The organism is Pseudomonas sp. NFIX28, assembly GCF_900107395.1.
Lineage (GTDB): Bacteria > Pseudomonadota > Gammaproteobacteria > Pseudomonadales > Pseudomonadaceae > Aquipseudomonas.
Genome location: NZ_FNPW01000004.1, coordinates 427,387 through 444,769 on the forward strand (window position 1 = coordinate 427,387; position 17,383 = coordinate 444,769).

The 17,383-nt window shown below is 64.3% G+C and carries 21 protein-coding genes; 9 read left to right on the forward strand and 12 right to left on the reverse strand.

Annotated features, from left to right (window positions below; genetic code table 11):
• Positions 1-119: 119 nt before the first annotated feature.
• Positions 120-764, forward strand: a complete 645-nt coding sequence (locus BLV20_RS10780) for a TetR/AcrR family transcriptional regulator (protein ID WP_092300830.1) — start codon at positions 120-122, stop codon at positions 762-764.
• A gap of 9 nt (positions 765-773) precedes the next feature.
• Here BLV20_RS10780 and BLV20_RS10785 read toward each other — a convergent pair whose 3' ends face one another.
• A complete protein-coding gene (locus BLV20_RS10785; RefSeq protein ID WP_092300833.1) occupies positions 774-1,217 on the reverse strand; it encodes a multidrug/biocide efflux PACE transporter in 444 nt (147 codons plus the stop codon).
• 90 nt (positions 1,218-1,307) lie between these two features.
• Here BLV20_RS10785 and BLV20_RS10790 point away from each other — a divergent pair, with 90 nt between their 5' ends.
• A complete protein-coding gene (locus BLV20_RS10790; RefSeq protein WP_092300835.1) occupies positions 1,308-2,162 on the forward strand; it encodes a LysR family transcriptional regulator in 855 nt (284 codons plus the stop codon).
• A gap of 236 nt (positions 2,163-2,398) precedes the next feature.
• Here the strand turns inward: BLV20_RS10790 and BLV20_RS10795 are convergent, their stop codons facing one another.
• The 4 genes from BLV20_RS10795 to BLV20_RS10810 all read right to left on the reverse strand — a co-directional run bounded on the left by BLV20_RS10795 (position 2,399) and on the right by BLV20_RS10810 (position 5,052).
• On the reverse strand, positions 2,399-3,649 hold the full coding sequence (locus tag BLV20_RS10795; protein WP_092300838.1) for an RNA polymerase sigma factor: 1,251 nt from the start codon (positions 3,647-3,649) through the stop codon (positions 2,399-2,401).
• The gene (locus BLV20_RS10800) at positions 3,649-4,140 is read right to left on the reverse strand and encodes an SRPBCC family protein (RefSeq protein WP_092300841.1); all 492 of its coding nucleotides are present in this window, start codon (positions 4,138-4,140) and stop codon (positions 3,649-3,651) included. Before BLV20_RS10800 ends, BLV20_RS10795 begins: the two co-directional genes overlap by 1 nt.
• A 65-nt stretch (positions 4,141-4,205) precedes the next feature.
• On the reverse strand, positions 4,206-4,550 hold the full coding sequence (locus BLV20_RS10805) for a YciI family protein (protein ID WP_007925146.1): 345 nt from the start codon (positions 4,548-4,550) through the stop codon (positions 4,206-4,208).
• Between the two features lie 67 nt (positions 4,551-4,617).
• Positions 4,618-5,052 carry a YybH family protein gene (locus BLV20_RS10810; RefSeq protein ID WP_092300844.1) on the reverse strand — a complete coding sequence of 145 codons (435 nt, stop codon included), beginning with the start codon at positions 5,050-5,052 and terminating at the stop codon, positions 4,618-4,620.
• 196 nt (positions 5,053-5,248) lie between these two features.
• Between BLV20_RS10810 and BLV20_RS10815 the strand changes: the two genes are divergently transcribed.
• Together BLV20_RS10815 and BLV20_RS10820 are read left to right on the forward strand one after the other, a co-directional pair.
• The gene (locus BLV20_RS10815; protein WP_175540173.1) at positions 5,249-5,734 is read left to right on the forward strand and encodes a GNAT family N-acetyltransferase; all 486 of its coding nucleotides are present in this window, start codon (positions 5,249-5,251) and stop codon (positions 5,732-5,734) included.
• Between the two features lie 20 nt (positions 5,735-5,754).
• A complete protein-coding gene (locus BLV20_RS10820) occupies positions 5,755-6,360 on the forward strand; it encodes a pyridoxamine 5'-phosphate oxidase family protein (protein ID WP_092300850.1) in 606 nt (201 codons plus the stop codon).
• 112 nt (positions 6,361-6,472) lie between these two features.
• Here the strand turns inward: BLV20_RS10820 and BLV20_RS10825 are convergent, their stop codons facing one another.
• The 3 genes from BLV20_RS10825 to BLV20_RS10835 all read right to left on the reverse strand — a co-directional run bounded on the left by BLV20_RS10825 (position 6,473) and on the right by BLV20_RS10835 (position 8,503).
• Positions 6,473-6,970, reverse strand: a complete 498-nt coding sequence (locus tag BLV20_RS10825; RefSeq protein WP_092301062.1) for a GNAT family N-acetyltransferase — start codon at positions 6,968-6,970, stop codon at positions 6,473-6,475.
• 317 nt (positions 6,971-7,287) lie between these two features.
• A complete protein-coding gene (locus BLV20_RS10830; RefSeq protein ID WP_092300853.1) occupies positions 7,288-7,776 on the reverse strand; it encodes a GyrI-like domain-containing protein in 489 nt (162 codons plus the stop codon).
• A 64-nt stretch (positions 7,777-7,840) separates the two neighbouring features.
• A complete protein-coding gene (locus tag BLV20_RS10835; RefSeq protein WP_092300856.1) occupies positions 7,841-8,503 on the reverse strand; it encodes a LysE family translocator in 663 nt (220 codons plus the stop codon).
• A 256-nt stretch (positions 8,504-8,759) separates the two neighbouring features.
• On the opposite strand from BLV20_RS10835, the gene alaC reads away from it, so the two are divergent.
• Positions 8,760-9,971, forward strand: coding sequence for an alanine transaminase (gene alaC / locus BLV20_RS10840; RefSeq protein WP_007925133.1), 1,212 nt, complete (start codon positions 8,760-8,762; stop codon positions 9,969-9,971).
• 195 nt (positions 9,972-10,166) lie between these two features.
• On the opposite strand, the gene BLV20_RS10845 is transcribed toward alaC, so the two are convergent.
• Positions 10,167-11,519 carry a GntP family permease gene (locus tag BLV20_RS10845; protein ID WP_092300859.1) on the reverse strand — a complete coding sequence of 451 codons (1,353 nt, stop codon included), beginning with the start codon at positions 11,517-11,519 and terminating at the stop codon, positions 10,167-10,169.
• 83 nt (positions 11,520-11,602) lie between these two features.
• The gene (locus BLV20_RS10850) at positions 11,603-12,136 is read right to left on the reverse strand and encodes a gluconokinase (protein ID WP_092300862.1); all 534 of its coding nucleotides are present in this window, start codon (positions 12,134-12,136) and stop codon (positions 11,603-11,605) included.
• Between the two features lie 215 nt (positions 12,137-12,351).
• Between BLV20_RS10850 and BLV20_RS10855 the strand changes: the two genes are divergently transcribed.
• Complete coding sequence (locus BLV20_RS10855; protein WP_092300865.1) at positions 12,352-13,383, forward strand: HTH-type transcriptional regulator GntR; 1,032 nt, start codon at positions 12,352-12,354, stop codon at positions 13,381-13,383.
• A 4-nt stretch (positions 13,384-13,387) separates the two neighbouring features.
• On the opposite strand, the gene BLV20_RS10860 is transcribed toward BLV20_RS10855, so the two are convergent.
• Positions 13,388-14,005 (reverse strand): LysE family translocator, encoded by a 618-nt coding sequence (locus BLV20_RS10860; RefSeq protein ID WP_092300868.1) that lies wholly within the window; start codon positions 14,003-14,005, stop codon positions 13,388-13,390.
• Between the two features lie 66 nt (positions 14,006-14,071).
• On the opposite strand from BLV20_RS10860, the gene BLV20_RS10865 reads away from it, so the two are divergent.
• Positions 14,072-15,031, forward strand: a complete 960-nt coding sequence (locus tag BLV20_RS10865; RefSeq protein WP_092300871.1) for a LysR family transcriptional regulator — start codon at positions 14,072-14,074, stop codon at positions 15,029-15,031.
• A gap of 10 nt (positions 15,032-15,041) precedes the next feature.
• Here the strand turns inward: BLV20_RS10865 and BLV20_RS10870 are convergent, their stop codons facing one another.
• Positions 15,042-15,965, reverse strand: a complete 924-nt coding sequence (locus tag BLV20_RS10870) for a LysR family transcriptional regulator (protein WP_092300875.1) — start codon at positions 15,963-15,965, stop codon at positions 15,042-15,044.
• A gap of 149 nt (positions 15,966-16,114) precedes the next feature.
• On the opposite strand from BLV20_RS10870, the gene BLV20_RS10875 reads away from it, so the two are divergent.
• The gene (locus BLV20_RS10875) at positions 16,115-16,546 is read left to right on the forward strand and encodes a PACE efflux transporter (RefSeq protein ID WP_092300878.1); all 432 of its coding nucleotides are present in this window, start codon (positions 16,115-16,117) and stop codon (positions 16,544-16,546) included.
• Between the two features lie 81 nt (positions 16,547-16,627).
• Positions 16,628-17,257, forward strand: coding sequence for a glutathione S-transferase family protein (locus tag BLV20_RS10880; protein WP_092300881.1), 630 nt, complete (start codon positions 16,628-16,630; stop codon positions 17,255-17,257).
• The last annotated feature ends 126 nt before the right edge of the window (positions 17,258-17,383 follow it).

Genomic DNA, 17,383 nt, shown 5'->3' on the forward strand with positions numbered 1-17,383 from the left:
GGGCGCTAACCCGAATGGCGCGTATTCTCTGCAAAAGTAGAGGATGGTGTCTAGTTTTACCTGAGGACTGTCAACGCCTTGGTGCGCCATAATGTATGCCCCTTGCTGCCGCTCAGACCATGAACTCAAAAAAACTCCCGGCCAAAAACCCGCGCTCGCCGAAACAGACCCGAGGCCATGAGCGGGTCACGGCGATTCTCGACGCCTGTGCCCATCTGCTGGTCAGCCAGGGAGTGGCCAGCCTGACCATGCATGGCATCGCGCGCGAAGCCGGTACCTCCATCGGTTCGCTGTACCACTTCTTCAGCAACAAGCAGAGCGTGTTCGATGCCCTGGGCCAGCGGCACATCGACGCCATCGACCAGATCACCGCCAACCTCCTGGCCATCGACCCGCTCACCTGGGTCGAGTCGAGCAGCCAGGAGGTGATCGACCGGATGATCATGCCGATCATGGAATACCTCGAGACCCACCCCGACCTGCTGCAAATGATCAGCCCCACTTTCGCTCCCGGCCAACTCCAGGCCCCGGATGTGCATGCGCGCATCCGGGCCACTTACGATCGGATGCTCGCCCTGCGCCTGCCCACCGCCAGTGCCATGGAACGCGACGCCTACGTGACCGCCATGTGCGGATTACCCATCGGCCTGTTCCAGGTTGCTCTGGAGAATAGTCAGCTCAAGAGCATCTTGCTGTTACAAGAAGTCCCGAGGGCGATGAAAGCCTATCTCGAGGCCATCGAACAGCACCACGCCGCCCGCTGAGCCCAGGTGTTAACGGGCGCGATCGAGCGGGCGCTGCAGCATCAGCCGTTCGCGCAGCAGATCGTAACCCCAGTGATAGACATAGGTGTATGGCAGGAAAAACAGCAGCACGCCAATGTCGAGAATCAGCGCCTGCATCAGGCTGACCTGCAACCACCAGGCAATCAGCGGCACGCTTACCACCACCAGGCCACCTTCGAACAACAGCGCATGGGCGACCCGGGTCCAGCCGCCGGGCGTTACGGCCAGGCGCTTGAGCAGGCGGTCGAACAGGCCGTTGAAGACCACGTTCCAGGCCAGGGCGATCAGGCCGATGGCGATGGTCGCCACGCCCATGTCGACAAAGGGCTTGTCCATGATCCAGGCCAGCAGCGGCGTACACAGCGCAAATGCCAGCAGCTCGAAGGCCACGGCCTGGAAAACACGTTCGGTCAAGGATTTGGTGGTGCTCATGATCCGGCTCCCGCCAGTGAATGTGGTTGCCATGATCACCCTTCACTCCGATACTTCATAACCATTAACCATCGACCAAGGCGATAGTTCATGGCCTCACACGAAGTACTGCTGGCCTTTGTCCAGGCGGCCACCCAAGGTTCGTTTTCCGCGGCCGCGCGCAAGCTCGGCAAGAGCCAGTCGACCATCAGCGCGGCGGTGGCGAGCCTGGAGATCGACCTCGACCTGCAACTGTTCGACCGCAGCAGCCGCAAGCCCGCACTCACCCCGCAGGGGCACGTCATGCTGCAGCGGGCCGAAGACATCCTGGCCGCCACCAGCCGCCTGGAAATGGCCGCCAGCCAACTGGCCCAGGGCGTGGAAGCCAAGCTCACGGTGGCGCTGTCCGACACCTACCAGTCGGATCGTTTCGAAACCTCGCTGAGTGCCTTCGAACAACGCTACCCGGACCTGGAGCTGGAATGCCTGATCGCCGAATGCGACGACCTGATCGAGCTGGTGCAACGCGGCCGGGCGCAGATCGCCTTTGCCGAACGGCAGCCCGACTACCCGGCGGACCTGGACCATTCGACGGTGGACGAGCGCACGGAAATCGCCTTGTTCGTCTCGCGCCATCACCCGCTGGCGGCGCTGAAAAACATCGACCAGGCGCGCCTGCGACAGCACCGCGAGCTGCGCCTGGCGACCATCGTCAATCCATATGAAAACCGCGCCCGGGGCCGGGTGTGGTCGGCGCCGAGCTACCTGATGCTGCTGGAAATGGTCCAGGGCGGTTTTGGCTGGGCGCCGTTGCCGCGCTGGCTGGTGGAGCGTTTCGGCGCTGACCGCCTGGTGGAGCTCGACGCCCGCGGCTGGCCCCGTAACGTCGCGGTCGATGCCCTGTGGTCGCGCCTGCACCCGCCAGGCCCGGCGGGCAGTTGGTTGCTGGGGCGGATGCTGGAATAAGGCTCGCCCCGCTGGCGGCCGCTCCGCGCCCGATCGCAGCCTGCGGCAGCGGCTACAGGGCTCGGCTGATCTGGAGAAAAGCGCATCGTTGCGACGTTTCCGAGGTCGCTCCGCCCCCTGCCCGCGCCGCACTCCTTGTAGCCGCTGCCGCAGGCTGCGATAAGGCCGCAGGCCTTCAGCGATCCTCCATAGACCCAGGCCGTTCGGCCGACCGCAGTCTTCGGCTCGGCGGGAGTTCAGAGGGTTTTCAGGGCTTCGAGCCTGCCCTCGATAAAACGCCGCTCCGGTTCCTGCCGGGTCAGTTCCAGGGCGCGCCGATAAGCCTGGCGCGCAGGCTCCACCCGGCCCAGTTGCCGGCAGAACTCGGCGCGCGCCGAATGGGCCAGGTGGTAATCCTGCAACTCGCCCCGGGCCAGGATCGCCTCGACCCGCTCCAGGCCGGCCAGCGGTCCGTCCCGCTGGGCGATGGCGACCGCGCGGTTCAGCTCGATCACCGGCGAGGGCATGGCGCGCAGCAACACGTCATACAGGCCGACGATCTGCTGCCAATCGGTCTGCGCGGCCGTCGCGGCCTCGGCATGCACTGCGGCGATCGCCGCCTGCAGGCAGTAAGGGCCGAAACGGCGAGTGCCCAAGGCGTGTTCCACCAGGGCGCAGCCCTCGGCGATCAGTTCACGGTCCCACAGCGAGCGGTCCTGCTCGTCGAGCAACACCAGCTCGCCGGTGGCCGAGGTCCGCGCCGGGCGCCGCGACTCATGCAGCAGCATCAAGGCCAGCAGCCCCATCACTTCAGGCTCCGGCAGCAATTCGAGCAACAGGCGCCCGAGGCGGATCGCTTCCCGGGTCAGGTCCTCGCGAGTCAGCTCGGCGCCCATCGAGGCCGAGTAGCCTTCGTTGAACACCAGGTAAATCACCCGCAACACGCTGTCCAGGCGCTCGGGCAACTCGCCGAGCGACGGCACCTGATAAGGAATATGCGCGTCGCGGATCTTGGCCTTGGCGCGCACGATGCGCTGGGCGATGGTGGCCGGCGCGGTGAGAAAGGCCCGGGCGATTTCCTCGGTGGTCAGGTCGCAGATTTCCCGCAGGGTCAGCGGCACCTGGGCATCCGCCGCCAGCGCCGGGTGGCAGCAGGTAAAGATCAGGCGCAAGCGGTCGTCTTCCACGTCTTCCTCGCTCCAGTCAGCCTGTTCCAGTTCCTGGAGCTGGCTGACCAACGCCGCCTGGGACGCCGCGAAGCGTGCCCGCCGGCGCAAACCGTCGATGGCCTTGAAACGCCCGGCCGACACCAGCCAGGCCCGCGGGTTGTCCGGCACGCCGTCGCGCTGCCAGCGCTCGACCGCGACGAAGAAGGCCTCGTGCAAGGCCTCTTCGGCGAGGTCGAAATCCCCCAGCAGGCGAATCAGGGTCGCCAGGATCCGCCGCGACTCGTTGCGGTAGACCGTTTCCACCAGCGCCTTGACGCTGTCGTGCGTTGCCGTCGGCATCAGTCCGGCATGCCCTGGGTCACCAGGCCTTCCAGGCGGTCCAGGCTCTGCCCCCAGCCTTCGTGGAAACCCATGGCTTCATGGGCCTGGCGATCCTCTTCGCTCCAGTGCAGGGCGCGGGCGGTGTAGAGGGTCTTGCCGTCCACTTCGTCGAATGTCACCTCGGCGCTCATGAAGGCCTTGCCCGACGGAATCCAGCCCGGCAAAAAGGCGTCGGTAAACACCAGCCGCCGTGGCGCCACGATATCCAGGAAGACGCCCATGGTCGGGTATTCGTTGCCATCGGGGTCGCGCATCAGGGTGCGAAACTGGCCGCCGACCCACAGGTCCATTTCACATTCCGGGGTGGTCATGCCGTGGGGGCCCCACCATTGCACCAGCCACTGCGGCTCGGTCCAGGCGCGAAACAGCTTGCCGGGCGGCGCGTCGATCAGGCGGCTGATGGACAACTCGAGTTGGCCGGGCCCGGGGCCCGCGTTGTGGTCAGTCATTGCAACACTCCCGCTTGTGCTTATTTTTCAGGAGCCGTTTTCAGGGCTCGAGTTCAAGGCCCGGCTCAGGGGTTCAACTCACGTACCGGGCGCACCTCGACGCTGCCGACCCGGGCCGCCGGAATGTTGCCGGCGACCTGGATGGCCTCGTTGAGGTCCTTGGCATCGATCAGGTAGAACCCGGCCAACTGCTCCTTGGTTTCGGCGAACGGGCCGTCGGTGATCGACAGCCGGCCGCCGCGCATGCGCACCGTGGTGGCGGTTTGCACGGACTCCAGGGCCTCCGCGGCGAGCATCCGGCCGCTGCCCTGCACCGACTCGGCATACGCCATGCACTCGGCGTCCTTCGGGCTTTCCGGCAGGCTGTGCAACAGCTGTTCGTCGCTGTAGACCAGGCATAGGTATTTCATGGGGCTCTCCTTGATCGGGCTGATCAACTATGGCTGCTGTTTCGGGCTTTGGCGAAAAACCCGACGATCAGGGTTGCAGGTCGAACAAGGTGCTGCCGCTCTGCATGTCGAACGGTGCCGACCAGTGTTCGTGCACCACTTTCCACTGACCGCCAAGGCGCTGGTAACCGGCGGTCACGCGCATCCAGCAGGCCTTGGTCTCGCCCTTGTCGTCGGTGCCGCCGCAGTGGGCCAGCCAGTGGGCGAAGGCCATGTCGTTGCCCGAGACGATGTGCAGTTGCTCGAAATCGAAAATGCCCGGGCCAGGGCAGAATTCCATGCAGGCCTTCCAGTGTGCGCGGTAGGCCTCCTTGCCCTTGAATTGCAACGCGGCCACGGCGTCGAAGGCGGTGATGTCGTCGGCGTAATAGCTGACGATGCGCTCGATGTCCTTAGCCATTACGGCCTGGCGCCAGGCGTCGATCAGGCTGCGGATTTCACTTTCGGTGGCTGGGGTGTTCATGGCGGTTCTCCTTGCGATTTGAGTGACACAGGCTCAAGGCGGGCGCCGCTGGGCGACCGTTGAATCGTGAAGACACCCTTAGTCGTCTGGCCGCCAGGCAAATCGACAAGGCCAGGAAAAAAACCGGGACGAAGGGCAAATCGCTAGAATCGGCATTTCTCACCGTCCGTCAGCAGAGCCCGGAATGGATACCCCAGTGACAACCCGACTCGTGCCCTATGAGGAGCTCGACGTCAGGCAACTGCAGCAACTCGACGCGCTCGAGGTGCACCCGCAGCAGAAGAGTTTTTCCGGTGACATCTACACCGCGCTGCATACCCTGCTCAAGGCGCCGGAGCCCGGTATCAAGGGCTTCGCCCTGCTCGCCGACGAAATCCCGGTGGCGTTCCTGCTGCTCAAGCGCCCGCCGTTCCTGCCCCATTGGGCCGACCCCGGCACCGCCACCCTGCACGCCCTGCAGGTCGATCGCCGGGTCCAGGGCCAGGGCTATGGCAAGGCCTGCCTGCAAGCCCTGCCCGGCGCCGTGCGCCAGGTGTGGCCCGACATCAAGGGGCTGATGCTGTCGGTGGATGCCGGCAACGAAGCGGCCTTCAACCTGTACCTGAAACAAGGCTGGGTCGACAGCGGCGAAGCCTACAGGGGCCGCATCGGCTATGAACGCCGCCTGGCCCTGATTTTCTGACGTTCCCCAGGAGAAGCATGATGCTGACCACCCTCGAGCAACTGGAAGCGATCTACGGCCAACCCATTGAGCGGGCCGTACGCAAGGAAATCCCCTTCCTCAACGCGGATTACCAGGCCATGGTGCGCGCCTCGCCGCTGGTGATCCTGAGCACCGTCGGCCCGGACGGCATGGACGGCTCGCCCCGCGGCGATGCACCGGGTTTCGTGCGGATCCTCGACGAGCGCACCCTGGCCCTGCCCGACCGCCCGGGCAACAACCGCATCGACAGCCTGCGCAATATCATCAGCGACCCGCGGGTGGCGCTGCTGTTCATCATCCCGGGCATCGGCGAGACCCTGCGGGTCAATGGCCGGGCGCGCATCTCAAACGAGCCGGCGCTGCTGGAAAGCTTCGCGGTACATGGCAAGGCGGCGCGCACGGTGATTCTGGTGGATGTCGAGGCGGCCTATTTCCACTGCTCCAAGGCCATCGTGCGTTCCGACCTGTGGAACCCCGAGCATTACCTGGAACGCTCGGCCCTGCCCTCGGCCGGCGCCATCCTCAAGCGCCTTTGCGACGGCCAGTTCGACGCCGAGCGCTACGACCGGGAAATGCCGGAGCGCGTGCAAAACAGCCTGTATTAAATGCTTCTGTAGGAGCGAAGCTTGCTCGCGATAAAGGTTAACGCGGTACATCAGCCAGACCGCGGCGCCCTTTTCGCGGGCAAGCCTCGCTCCTACGCGCGGCGTCATGCCTTTATAACTCCAGCACCATTTCATGCCAGGCCATGCCGCCATGGTCCGACGCCGAGGCCTTGAGGTAGACGAAGCCGAAGCGCTCGTACAGCGGCACATGCCGCTCCTTGCACATCAGGTTGATGCTGGCCTTGCCCAGGCCGCGCATGCGCTCGATGAAAGCCTCCAGCAAATGCCGGGAAATACCCTGGCCCTGGAAGTCCGGGTGCACCACCACCGACATGATCACCACGTGAGGCCCGGCCGGGTCGTGGCCAATCAGTTCCTTGAACGCCTCGTCGGCCATCTCGACCTCGAAAGCGGCGCCGGAGTTGATGAAACCGGCCACCACGCCATCCACTTCGGCAACGATGAAGCCTTCGGGCCAGGTGGCGATGCGGGTGGCGATCTTGTCCCGCGTGGCGGCTTCGTCGCCTTCGTAGGCCAGGGTTTCGATGGCGAAGCAAGGGTCCAGGTCAGCGGTAGCGACTTGGCGGATCAACGGGCTGGAGATGGTCATGGAAGGCAGGTCGGCGATGGCGGAAATGCCGCCGATCATAAAGTAATAAGCTGGGCATATCGATTGGCGGCCAGGCCGTAAAGCTTGCGTAGAGTCGCTGTCATCCGCGCGTCGATCCGGCTATTTATCAGGGTTCAATCTTTCCATCCTGATCGAGTACGGAAGTCGCCATGAGCAATGTTCAGATCGGTTTGCTGGTGCTGCTGGGCATCAGTGCCTTCGGTTTTGTCACCCTGTCCATCGACCTGTGGCGCGCCCGCCGGCCGGGCAAGGGCAAATGACCGGGCCCGCAGGCCCGGCCAATCGCAGGGGGCGGGTCACTGCTCCTTGAGCGGCAGCCAGATTTCCAGCACGCCGTGGCCGGTATCGGGGTTGAAATCGGCGCTGTAGCGTTCGAATTCCGGCGCCTCGGCGGCTTCGCGCCCGGACTGTGGCAGCCAGGTTTTCCAGATGTATTGGAAGGTCTGCGGCAAGTCCGCGAGCGGCCCCTTGTGCTCGAACACCGCGTAGTGCTGCGGCGGCACCTCGACCCAGCGATACAGCCCGGGCAGGTCGTCGAGCTTGCTGATCTCGACCCCGGCGATGTATTCGAAACCGCCCTCGCCGTCGGGGTTGCAGCAAATGCCGTAGGTCGTCTCCCCCACCTGGCCGGGGATCTTGCCCAGATGCGGTATGAAGCGTTCCCAGAGCTCAGGAATGCGTTGCGTCGTCTGCGGAGTAAAACGCCCGCCCAGACCGGCGATCAGCAGAAAACGCCCCTTTTTGAAGCACGGTACCGGCCCATGGGCCTGTTTTTGCACATCCATAATGCAACTCCTGGCTGAAGAACACGCGGCTGGGAGTATAGAAGCCAACCCCCGAACCGCCGTGTCAGAGCCCGGGAAGTTCCGCGACCGCCGAACCGACGATGAATTCCTGGTAACCGGAAAGGATCACGTAGACCGCGAAATAGCAGAAGATCGCCGCAGATGCCAGGTAGGAGTAGCGCAACAGCTTGTCGCCCAGCAGCTTGCCGCCCTGGGTCGCGGCAAGGCATAGGCCCATCACCCAGGCCAGCCCGGCGCAAAAGAAACCGCTGAGGAACAGCCCCGAACTGAGCAGGTCGCCGCCACCGGAACGGGCAATCAGGGTGCCGCCCACCGCGGCGAACCAGAGGATCGCGCTGGGGGACGACATGGCCAGGAAGATGCCGCGGAAAAACTCCTTGCGCGGCGAACCGTTGTCGACCGCACCGGCCTCGGCCAGCACGGCGCTGTGATGGATCGCCGAATAGATCATCTTCGCCGCGAAATACACCAGCAGCACCGAGCCGCCGATCCACAACACCCAGCGCACCGCCTCGTACTGCAGCAGCACGGTCATTCCGGCCAGCGCCAGCACGGCGTAGACCAGGTCGCCGACACAGGTGCCCAGGCCCAGGCAGAAACCCTGGAAATAACCACGCTGCATGGCCAGGGTAATCATCGCGATATTGGCCACGCCTATGTCCAGGCACAGCGAAAGGCTCAGCAGAAAGCCGCTGGTAAACTCCATCATTCATCCTGTTCGATGCGGTTGTTCGAGTGGGGGGTATTTAACGCGGGCGGGCCCGGCGAACACAACGCGCGTGCCGCGACTGCCGCCACCATGATGCAAATCCCTGTCCAGGCAACGCCGGCGCCGGCAAAAAAATACTTGCCCTGCCCCTCTGGACAGCCTGGCGCCGCAGCCCTTATCGTCTGCCCCCAGGCCACCGCAGTGGCCGACGTCGCTCGGACGGTTCCGGGCGCTCACGTACTCCGAGGCAACAATGGCCGAACAAGGTTCGCCGCGCCGCTTTGCGCGCATAGATCGACTCCCCCCCTACGTTTTCAATATCACTGCCGAGCTGAAGATGGCTGCGCGTCGGCGCGGCGAAGACATCATCGACTTGAGCATGGGTAACCCCGACGGGGCGACTCCGCCACACATCGTCGAGAAACTGGTCACCGTCGCCCAGCGCGAAGACACCCACGGCTACTCCACCTCCAAGGGTATTCCGCGACTGCGCCGGGCCATTTCGCGCTGGTACAAGGATCGCTACGAGGTCGACATCGACCCGGAAAGCGAAGCCATCGTCACCATCGGTTCCAAGGAAGGCCTGGCGCACCTGATGCTCGCCACCCTGGACCAGGGCGACACCGTGCTGGTGCCCAACCCGAGCTACCCGATCCACATCTACGGCGCGGTGATCGCCGGCGCCCAGGTGCGTTCGGTGCCGCTGGTGCCGGGCGTGGATTTCTTCGACGAGCTGGAGCGGGCCATCCGTGGCTCGATCCCCAAGCCGAAGATGATGATCCTGGGCTTCCCGTCCAACCCCACCGCGCAGTGCGTGGAGCTGGATTTCTTCGAACGGGTGATCGCCCTGGCCAAGCAGTACGACGTGCTGGTGATCCACGACCTGGCCTACGCCGACATCGTCTACGACGGCTGGAAAGCCCCGTCGATCATGCAGGTGCCGGGCGCCAAGGACATTGCCGTGGAGTTCTTCACCCTGTCCAAGAGCTACAACATGGCCGGCTGGCGTATCGGCTTCATGGTCGGCAACCCGGAGCTGGTCAGCGCCCTGGCGCGGATCAAGAGCTACCACGACTACGGCACCTTCACCCCGCTGCAGGTGGCGGCCATCGCCGCGCTGGAAGGCGACCAGCAGTGCGTGAAGGACATCGCCGAGCAGTACCGCCAGCGCCGCAATGTGCTGGTCAAAGGCCTGCACGAACTGGGCTGGATGGTCGAGAACCCCAAGGCTTCGATGTACGTCTGGGCGAAGATTCCCGAGGCCTACGCGCACCTGGGCTCGCTGGAGTTCGCCAAGAAGCTTTTGGCCGAGGCCAAGGTCTGCGTCTCGCCAGGGGTGGGTTTCGGTGAGTACGGCGACGACCATGTGCGCTTCGCCCTGATCGAAAACCAGGACCGCATCCGCCAGGCCGTGCGCGGCATCCGCGGCATGTTCCGCGCCGACGGGCTGGTGCAGAAAGGCTGATAGGCACCGACCAACAAGCAGGCACAAAAAAACCGCAGCGATGCGGTTTTTTTGTGTCCGGCTAATAACCAGCCGACATGATCCTGTAGCCGCTGCCGCAGGCTGCGATAAGGGCCGAAGGGCCTTCAGCGATTGCAAGATCGCTACGGCCGTACCGGCCGATCGCAGCCTTCGGCAGCGGCTACAGGGATCGGGTCAGACCACCAGCGACAGCAACAGGATAAAGATCAGGCCCACCACCGAGAGGATGGTTTCCATCGCGGTCCAGGTCTTGAAGGTTTCCGCCACGGTCATGTTGAAATACTGCTTCACCAGCCAGAAACCGGCGTCGTTGACGTGGGACAGGATCAGCGAGCCGGCGCCGGTGGCCAGCACCAACAGCTCGCGGTTGACCCCAGGGATCATGCCGACCACCGGCACCACGATGCCCGCGCCGGTAATGGTCGCCACGGTCGCCGAACCGGTGGCGATCCGGATCACCGCCGCCACCAGCCACGCCAGGAGGATCGGCGAGATCTGCGCGTTGACCGCCATGTGGCCGATCACGTCACCCACGCCGCTGGTCACCAGCATCTGCTTGAAGCCACCGCCGGCACCGATGATCAGGATGATCGCCGCGGTCGGCGCCAGGCTGGCGTCGAGCAGCTTGAGGATCTGCTTGGAGCCGATGCCCTGGCGCGAACCGAAGGTATAGAGCGACAACAGCAAGGCCAGCAGCAGCGCGCTGATCGGGTGACCGATCATGTCCATCCAGATGCGGAAGAAATGCCCGTCCGGGAAGGCCACGTCGGCGAAGGTCTTGAGCAGCATCAGGAACACCGGCAGCAGCACGGTCAGCAGGGTCACGCTGAAGCTCGGCAGGTTGGCCGAGGTGTTCTCGCGCGCCAGCTGGTCCACCAGTTCCTGGTTCGGATGACCCGGGATGTACTTGGCGATGAAGGTGCCGTAGATCGGACCGGCGATGATCGCGGTCGGCAGGGCTACGATCAGGCCGTAGAGAATGGTCTTGCCGATGTCGGCGCCGAACACGCCGATGGCCAGCAGCGGGCCCGGATGCGGCGGCACCAGGCCGTGCACCGCGGACAGGCCGGCCAGCAGCGGGATACCGATCTTGATGATCGACACACCGGTGCGCCGGGCGACGATGAACACCAGCGGGATCAGCAGCACGAAGCCGATCTCGAAGAACAGCGGGATGCCCACCAGGAAGGCGGCGAACATCATCGCCCACTGCACCCGCTCCTTGCCGAACGAGCGGATCAGGGTCTGGGCGATCTGATCCGCGCCGCCGGATTCAGCCATCATTTTGCCGAGCATGGTGCCCAGCGCGAGGATGATCCCGACAAAACCAAGTACCCCACCGAAGCCGTCCTGGAACGCCTTGATGATCTTGTCCACCGGCATGCCCGAAGTCAGGCCGAGGAAACCTGCGGCGATGGTCAGGGCAATGAAGGGATGCAGCTTGAAGCGGGTGATCAGCACAATCAGGCCGATAATGGTGACCACTGCATCTACCAGCAGATAGGTCTCATGGGACATGCCAAACATGGGGTTGCCTCCGGTTTGTTGTTTTTATTCAAGCGTTAAAAACGTGAGCCGAGTGGGATAGCGCTATCTAGGTGAACCGAAGCTTATCGGGATGAATCCAGCCCGTGCTCCAGCCACCAGCCATGGGCCTGTTCGGCCAACTGGTCAACGCTGTGGGTGGTGGCGTCCAATGCCAGGGTCAGGGGTTCGCCCACGGGAGATTCGAGGGTGGCGAACTGACTGTCGATCAGGGTCGAAGGCATGAAATGCCCCGGACGATGAGCCACGCGATCGGCGGCTACCTGTGGTGTCATTTGCAGGAAAACGAAGCCCAGGCCAGGCGTGGCGCTGCGCAGGCGGTCGCGGTACTTGCGCTTGAGTGCCGAGCAGGTCAGCACCGGACGCTGTCCGGCGGCCAGGGCACGACGCAACTCGTCGCACAGGCTGTCGAGCCAGCCGGCACGGTCGTCGTCGTTCAGGGGAGTACCGGCACTCATCTTGGCGATATTGGCGGCAGGGTGGAACGTATCGCCTTCAATGGCCGTGGCGCCGCTGCGCCGGCACAGCGCTTCACTGACGCTGGACTTGCCGCAGCCGGCAACGCCCATGATGACCAGGGCGGTGATGGGTTGACTCATGTAACACCTCAGCGCGCAGACAGCGCTATCTTCGCTCTTCGAGTATCCAGTGCAAAAATAGTTTCTGCCGACGCCTTCTTGTCATTTTTGTGGGTTGCCGCGTATATAGGCCGCGAAACCAAAGAGTGCGGGTCAGGCTGACCGCGCTCACGCATTGCAGCTGTTTCGAGACAGCGCTACCTTAGTGACTTGAATTTTGTTTGGCAAGCCGTCTGATGACCTCCTCCAAGAACGATAAAAATACCCGCACCACGGGGCGCCCTACCCTCAACGAAGTCGCGCGCCTGGCCGGCGTCAGCCCGATCACGGCCTCTCGCGCCCTGCGCGGCATCGACACGGTAGCCACCGAACTGGTGGAAAAAGTGCAGAAGGCCGCCCGCGAACTCAACTACGTGGTCAACCCCGCCGCCCGCGCCCTGGCCTCGGCCCAGAGCCATTCGGTGGTGGTGCTGGTGCCGTCGCTGTCCAACCTGCTGTTCATCGATACCCTGGAAGCCATTCATCAGGTCCTGCGGCCCAAGGGCTTCGAAGTGCTGATCGGCAACTTCCATTATTCGCGCGATGAAGAAGAGAACCTGCTGCGCAATTACATGGCCTACCAGCCCCGCGGCTTGTTGCTGACCGGCTTCGATCGGACCGAAAGTGCCCGACGGATGGTCGAAGCCAGCAATGTTCCCTGCGTCTACATGATGGACCTCAACCCCGAGGCCGGCGTGAACTGCGTGGGTTTCTCCCAGCACAATGCCGGGGAAACCGCCGCCGAGCACCTGATCTCCCGTGGCCGCAAGCGCTTGGCCTATATCGGCGCCCAGCTCGACCAGCGCACCCTGATGCGCGGCGAAGGGTTCCGCCGTGGCCTGGAGAAGGCCGGACTCTACGACCCGAAATTGGAAGTCCTCACCCCGCGCCCGTCGTCGGTGGGCCTGGGTGGCGAACTGTTCCTGCAACTGATGCACAGCCACCCGGACGTGGACGCGATCTTCTTCGGCAACGACGACCTGGCCCACGGCGCCCTGCTGGAAGCCATGCGCTGCGGCATCAAGATTCCCGAGCAAGTGGCGGTGATGGGCTTCAACGACCTGCCGGCCTCGGCGCACATGGTGCCGCGCCTGAGCAGCATCAGCACCCCGCGCGAAGCCATCGGCCGCCGCGCCGCGGAACAGCTGCTGACCCTGATAGCCGGCAACAGCGTGGCCCGGCCGGTGGTGGACATGGGCTTCGAGCTGAAGGTGCGCGAAAGCACCTGAGGCGTCAGGGGCGCAGGCTCAGGACGCTGAGCAGCCCACCGAACCCCACCAGCAGGACGCCGAACACCTGGTCGATGCGCCGCTTGTAAGCCATGAGCCGGGCCCGGATGCCCGGCGTCGAGAAGAACAGCGCCACGGCAACGAACCACAGCACATGGGCCAGGACGATGATCGCGCCATAGCCGACCTGCAGCCCCGCAGCGCTTCCCGGCTGTATCACCTGCATGAACAGGCTGACCACGAAAATCATGGTCTTGGGGTTCAGCGCATTGGTCAAAAACCCCGTACGCAACGCCGCCCACGCCGAGACCCGCGGCACATCGACCGTTACCTGCTCCTCGACCGCGCGGCTGCGCAACATGCCGATCCCGAGATACACCAGATACAGCGCCCCGGCGATTTTCAGCAGGTTGAACAGCAGCAGCGACTCCTTGACCAGCAGCCCGACGCCCAACAGCGTGTAGCCGATATGCAGCATCACGCCGAGCCCGATGCCCAGCGCCGTGAGCACGCCATGCCGGCGCGACAGCAGCAGGCTGTTGCGCGTGACCATGGCGAAATCCGGCCCCGGGCTGAGCACCGCCAGAATGGTAATGGTGATTACCGCTAACAATTCGGTCATTTTCAAACGCCTTCGCTATAGAATCGGGCCCATACTTTATGGGCCACTACAGCCACAAGGCGAACGATGAAAACTGACACTCTCGGTGATAAAAACTCACAGACAGCCCATCGCCGCCTGCCGCCCCTCAGTGCCCTGCGCTGTTTCGAGGCCGCGGCCCGCCTGGAAAGCTTCACCCGCGCCGGCGAGGCCCTGCACCTGACCCATGGCGCCATCAGCCGCGCCGTGCGCGCCCTGGAAGAAGACCTCGGCACTCGCCTGTTCGAACGGCGCAGCCATCGGGTCTTTCTCACCGAGGCCGGGCGTGAATTGCTGCACAGCGTGACGAACGCCTTCGACTTGATCGACGCCGCCGCGCGCAAACTGCGAACGCCGGACCCGGCCGCGGCCCTGGTGCTGTCCTGCGAGCCGACCCTGCTGATGCGCTGGCTGATCCCGCGGATTCCAGCATTCTTCGCCGCTCATCCGGATATCCCCCTGCAACTGGTGGCTGGCGGCGGACCCTTCGCCTTTGCTCAAGGCATCGACCTGGCGATCCGCCGCAACGACTTTCCCTGGCCGCCGCACACCCACGCGCAGTGGCTGTTCGATGAAGCCATCGGCCCGGTGTGCCGGCCGGACCAGGCCACCGGCTGGACCCGCGACGCCAGCGGCGGCGTGTGCCTGTCGGCTACGGCGCCGCGCCTGCACAGCGCGACCCGGGCAACGGCCTGGGAGCAATGGTCGAAGCTCAAGGCAGTGCAACAGGCGCCGGGCACGGAACAGGTCTTCGAGCATTTCTATTTCAGCCTGCAAGCGGCGGTGGCCGGACTGGGGCTGGCCATCGCGCCCTGGCAACTGGTGCGCGACGACCTGGAGTCGGGCTTGCTGGTGGCGCCTTTCGGCTTTGTTGCCGACGGCAGCGCCTATTACCTGTTGTCGCCCGAGGCAATCGACGCCGGCTCGCCCGTGGCCCGCTTGCTCGACTGGCTGCGCCACCAGGCGCTGGCCGGCGAGCCGCAGGCCACTCCCCGCCCGGCCCCATGAGCCCGAGCGCTTACGGCCTTATCTCTGGCGCAACCTGGGAAGCCAGCGCCGGGTCATGCCCACCCAGCAACTGCACAAAAGCCTGGGCAGCCTTTTGCAGCGGCTGGTTCTTCAGCCACACCGCGTGCACCGGCAGCAGCAGGCCGTTGTCGATGTTCTTGAAGGTCAGGCGCTTGAGCCTTCCCGCCTTGAGCAAGGGCGCGATCACCGACAGCGGGAAATTGCCCCAGCCGATGCCGGACTCGACCATGTCCAGGGCCATGGCCAGGCTGTCGGTACGCCAGTAGGACTCGGCGATCAGCGGCCGGGTGTCGCGGATCGGCAGGTCGCGGCTGGCGACCACCACCTGGCGCACGTTGACCAACTCCTCCAGGTACAAGGTGTCATCCGGCGCCGCGGGCAAGGGGTGGCGCGCGGAAATGCAGGCGATCATCCGCTCGCTGCCGACGTACTGGAAATACTCCAGCACGTTCAGGCTCAGCCCGGCGAACGCCACGCCCACGGCGATCCGGCCGCTGTGCAGCAGTTGCAGCACATCGTCCTGGGGCGCGCTCAGCACCTCGATATCGAGCAACGGATGGCGCTCGGCGATCAGCTTGATCGCCGCCAGCACCCGGGACTTGTCGATGTCCTCGACCACGCCGATGGACAGCCGGCTTTCCAGGCCCAGCGACAGCTCCACCGCATGCACCTGCAGGTGCTTGAGCTGCTCGGCGATCAGCCGCGCGTGGGGCGCCAGGGCATTGGCCATGGCGGTGGGCACCGGCTCGCGATGGCTGCGATCGAACAAGGGGTAGCCCAGTTCGGCCTCGAGGTTGGCGATGCCCATGCTCACCGCCGAAGGCACCTTGCCCAGGGCCCGGGCCGCCGCGGAAAACGAACCGCGCTCGAGCACGGCAAGAAACAACTGGATGCTGTCGCTGGAGAAATTCATGCAGACGCCTGTCTTGGATGTCGATCTATCAGCAAACCTGAAAGCTACTGACTTTTTCTATCAGGCATATTGAAGCTATCTTGCGCCGCATTCGCCAGCCATTCCTGCAAAGGGACCGGCTCGGGCCCACGAACGCGGAGAAAAAAGTTATGCAAGGCATCAAGCGCAAATTGGTTTACGTGTCACTGTTCGAAGTGTTCGGCATGACTTTCTCGGCCCTGGGCCTGGCTTTGCTGTCCGGCACCTCGCCCAGCAGCACCGGCCCGCTGGCGGTGGTGATTACCAGCATCGCGGTGACCTGGAACTTCATCTACACCGGCCTGTTCGAGCGCTGGGAAAGCCGCCAGGTCTCACGGACCCGCACGGTCAAGCGGCGCGTGGCCCATGCCGTGGGTTTCCAGCTGACGCTGATCCTGTTCCTGATCCCGCTGATCGCCTGGTGGATGCACATCAGCCTGGTCCAGGCCTTTTTGCTGGACCTGGCGCTGATCCTATTCATCCCTTGCTACACCTTCGTCTTCAATTGGCTGTTCGACCAGGTCTTCGGCTTGCCTGCCTCGGCGCTGCCGGATCCGACCTGAGCCGCCGCGCAAATCGGCATCGCCGAAGGCCGGCGACGCTGTTAGATTTCCAGGCTCCTCCATTCGCCAAGGAAAGCGCCCATGGGCACCTTGAGAATTCTCGGTAAAGCCTCGTCGATCAATGTCAGAAAAGTACTGTGGACCTGTGAGGAACTGGGGCTGCCCTACGAACGCGAGGATTGGGGCAGCGGCTTCCAATCGACCGACACCCCCGAATTTCTCAAGCTCAACCCCAATGCCCAAGTGCCGGTGCTGATCGATGACGCCGGCGTGCTCTGGGAATCCAACAGCATCTGCCGCTACCTGACCAGCAAGGTCGCCGGGCAACGGCTGCTGCCCAGCGAACCGCGGGGGCGGGCGTTGGTGGAGCAATGGATGGATTGGCAGGCCACGGAGCTCAATCCGGCCTGGAGCTATGCCTTCGTCGCGCTGGTCCGCCAGCATCCGGACTTTCAGGACCCGCAGCGGATCGCCGCCGGCATTCGCGGCTGGAACGCCAAGATGGCCCTGCTCGAACGGCAACTGGCGAGCACCGGCGCCTTTGTGCTCGGCACGGAGTTCAGCCTGGCCGATATCGTCCTCGGGCTGTCGGTGCATCGCTGGGCCGCGGCGCCCATCGAACACCCGGACTACCCCGCCGTCGCCGCCTATTATACACGGCTCAGTAACCGCCCAGGCTTCCTGCTGCATGGCCGCAACGGCATCCCCTGAGTCCCACAACCACCACCCAACTCTGCCCCGAAACCCGGTGCCGGGACGACGGACGCTTTCGCGGGCAAGCCTCGCTCCTACGCTAGCGGGACGTGTTTCAGGTCGAGCTGCGCCCCCCCTCAAACC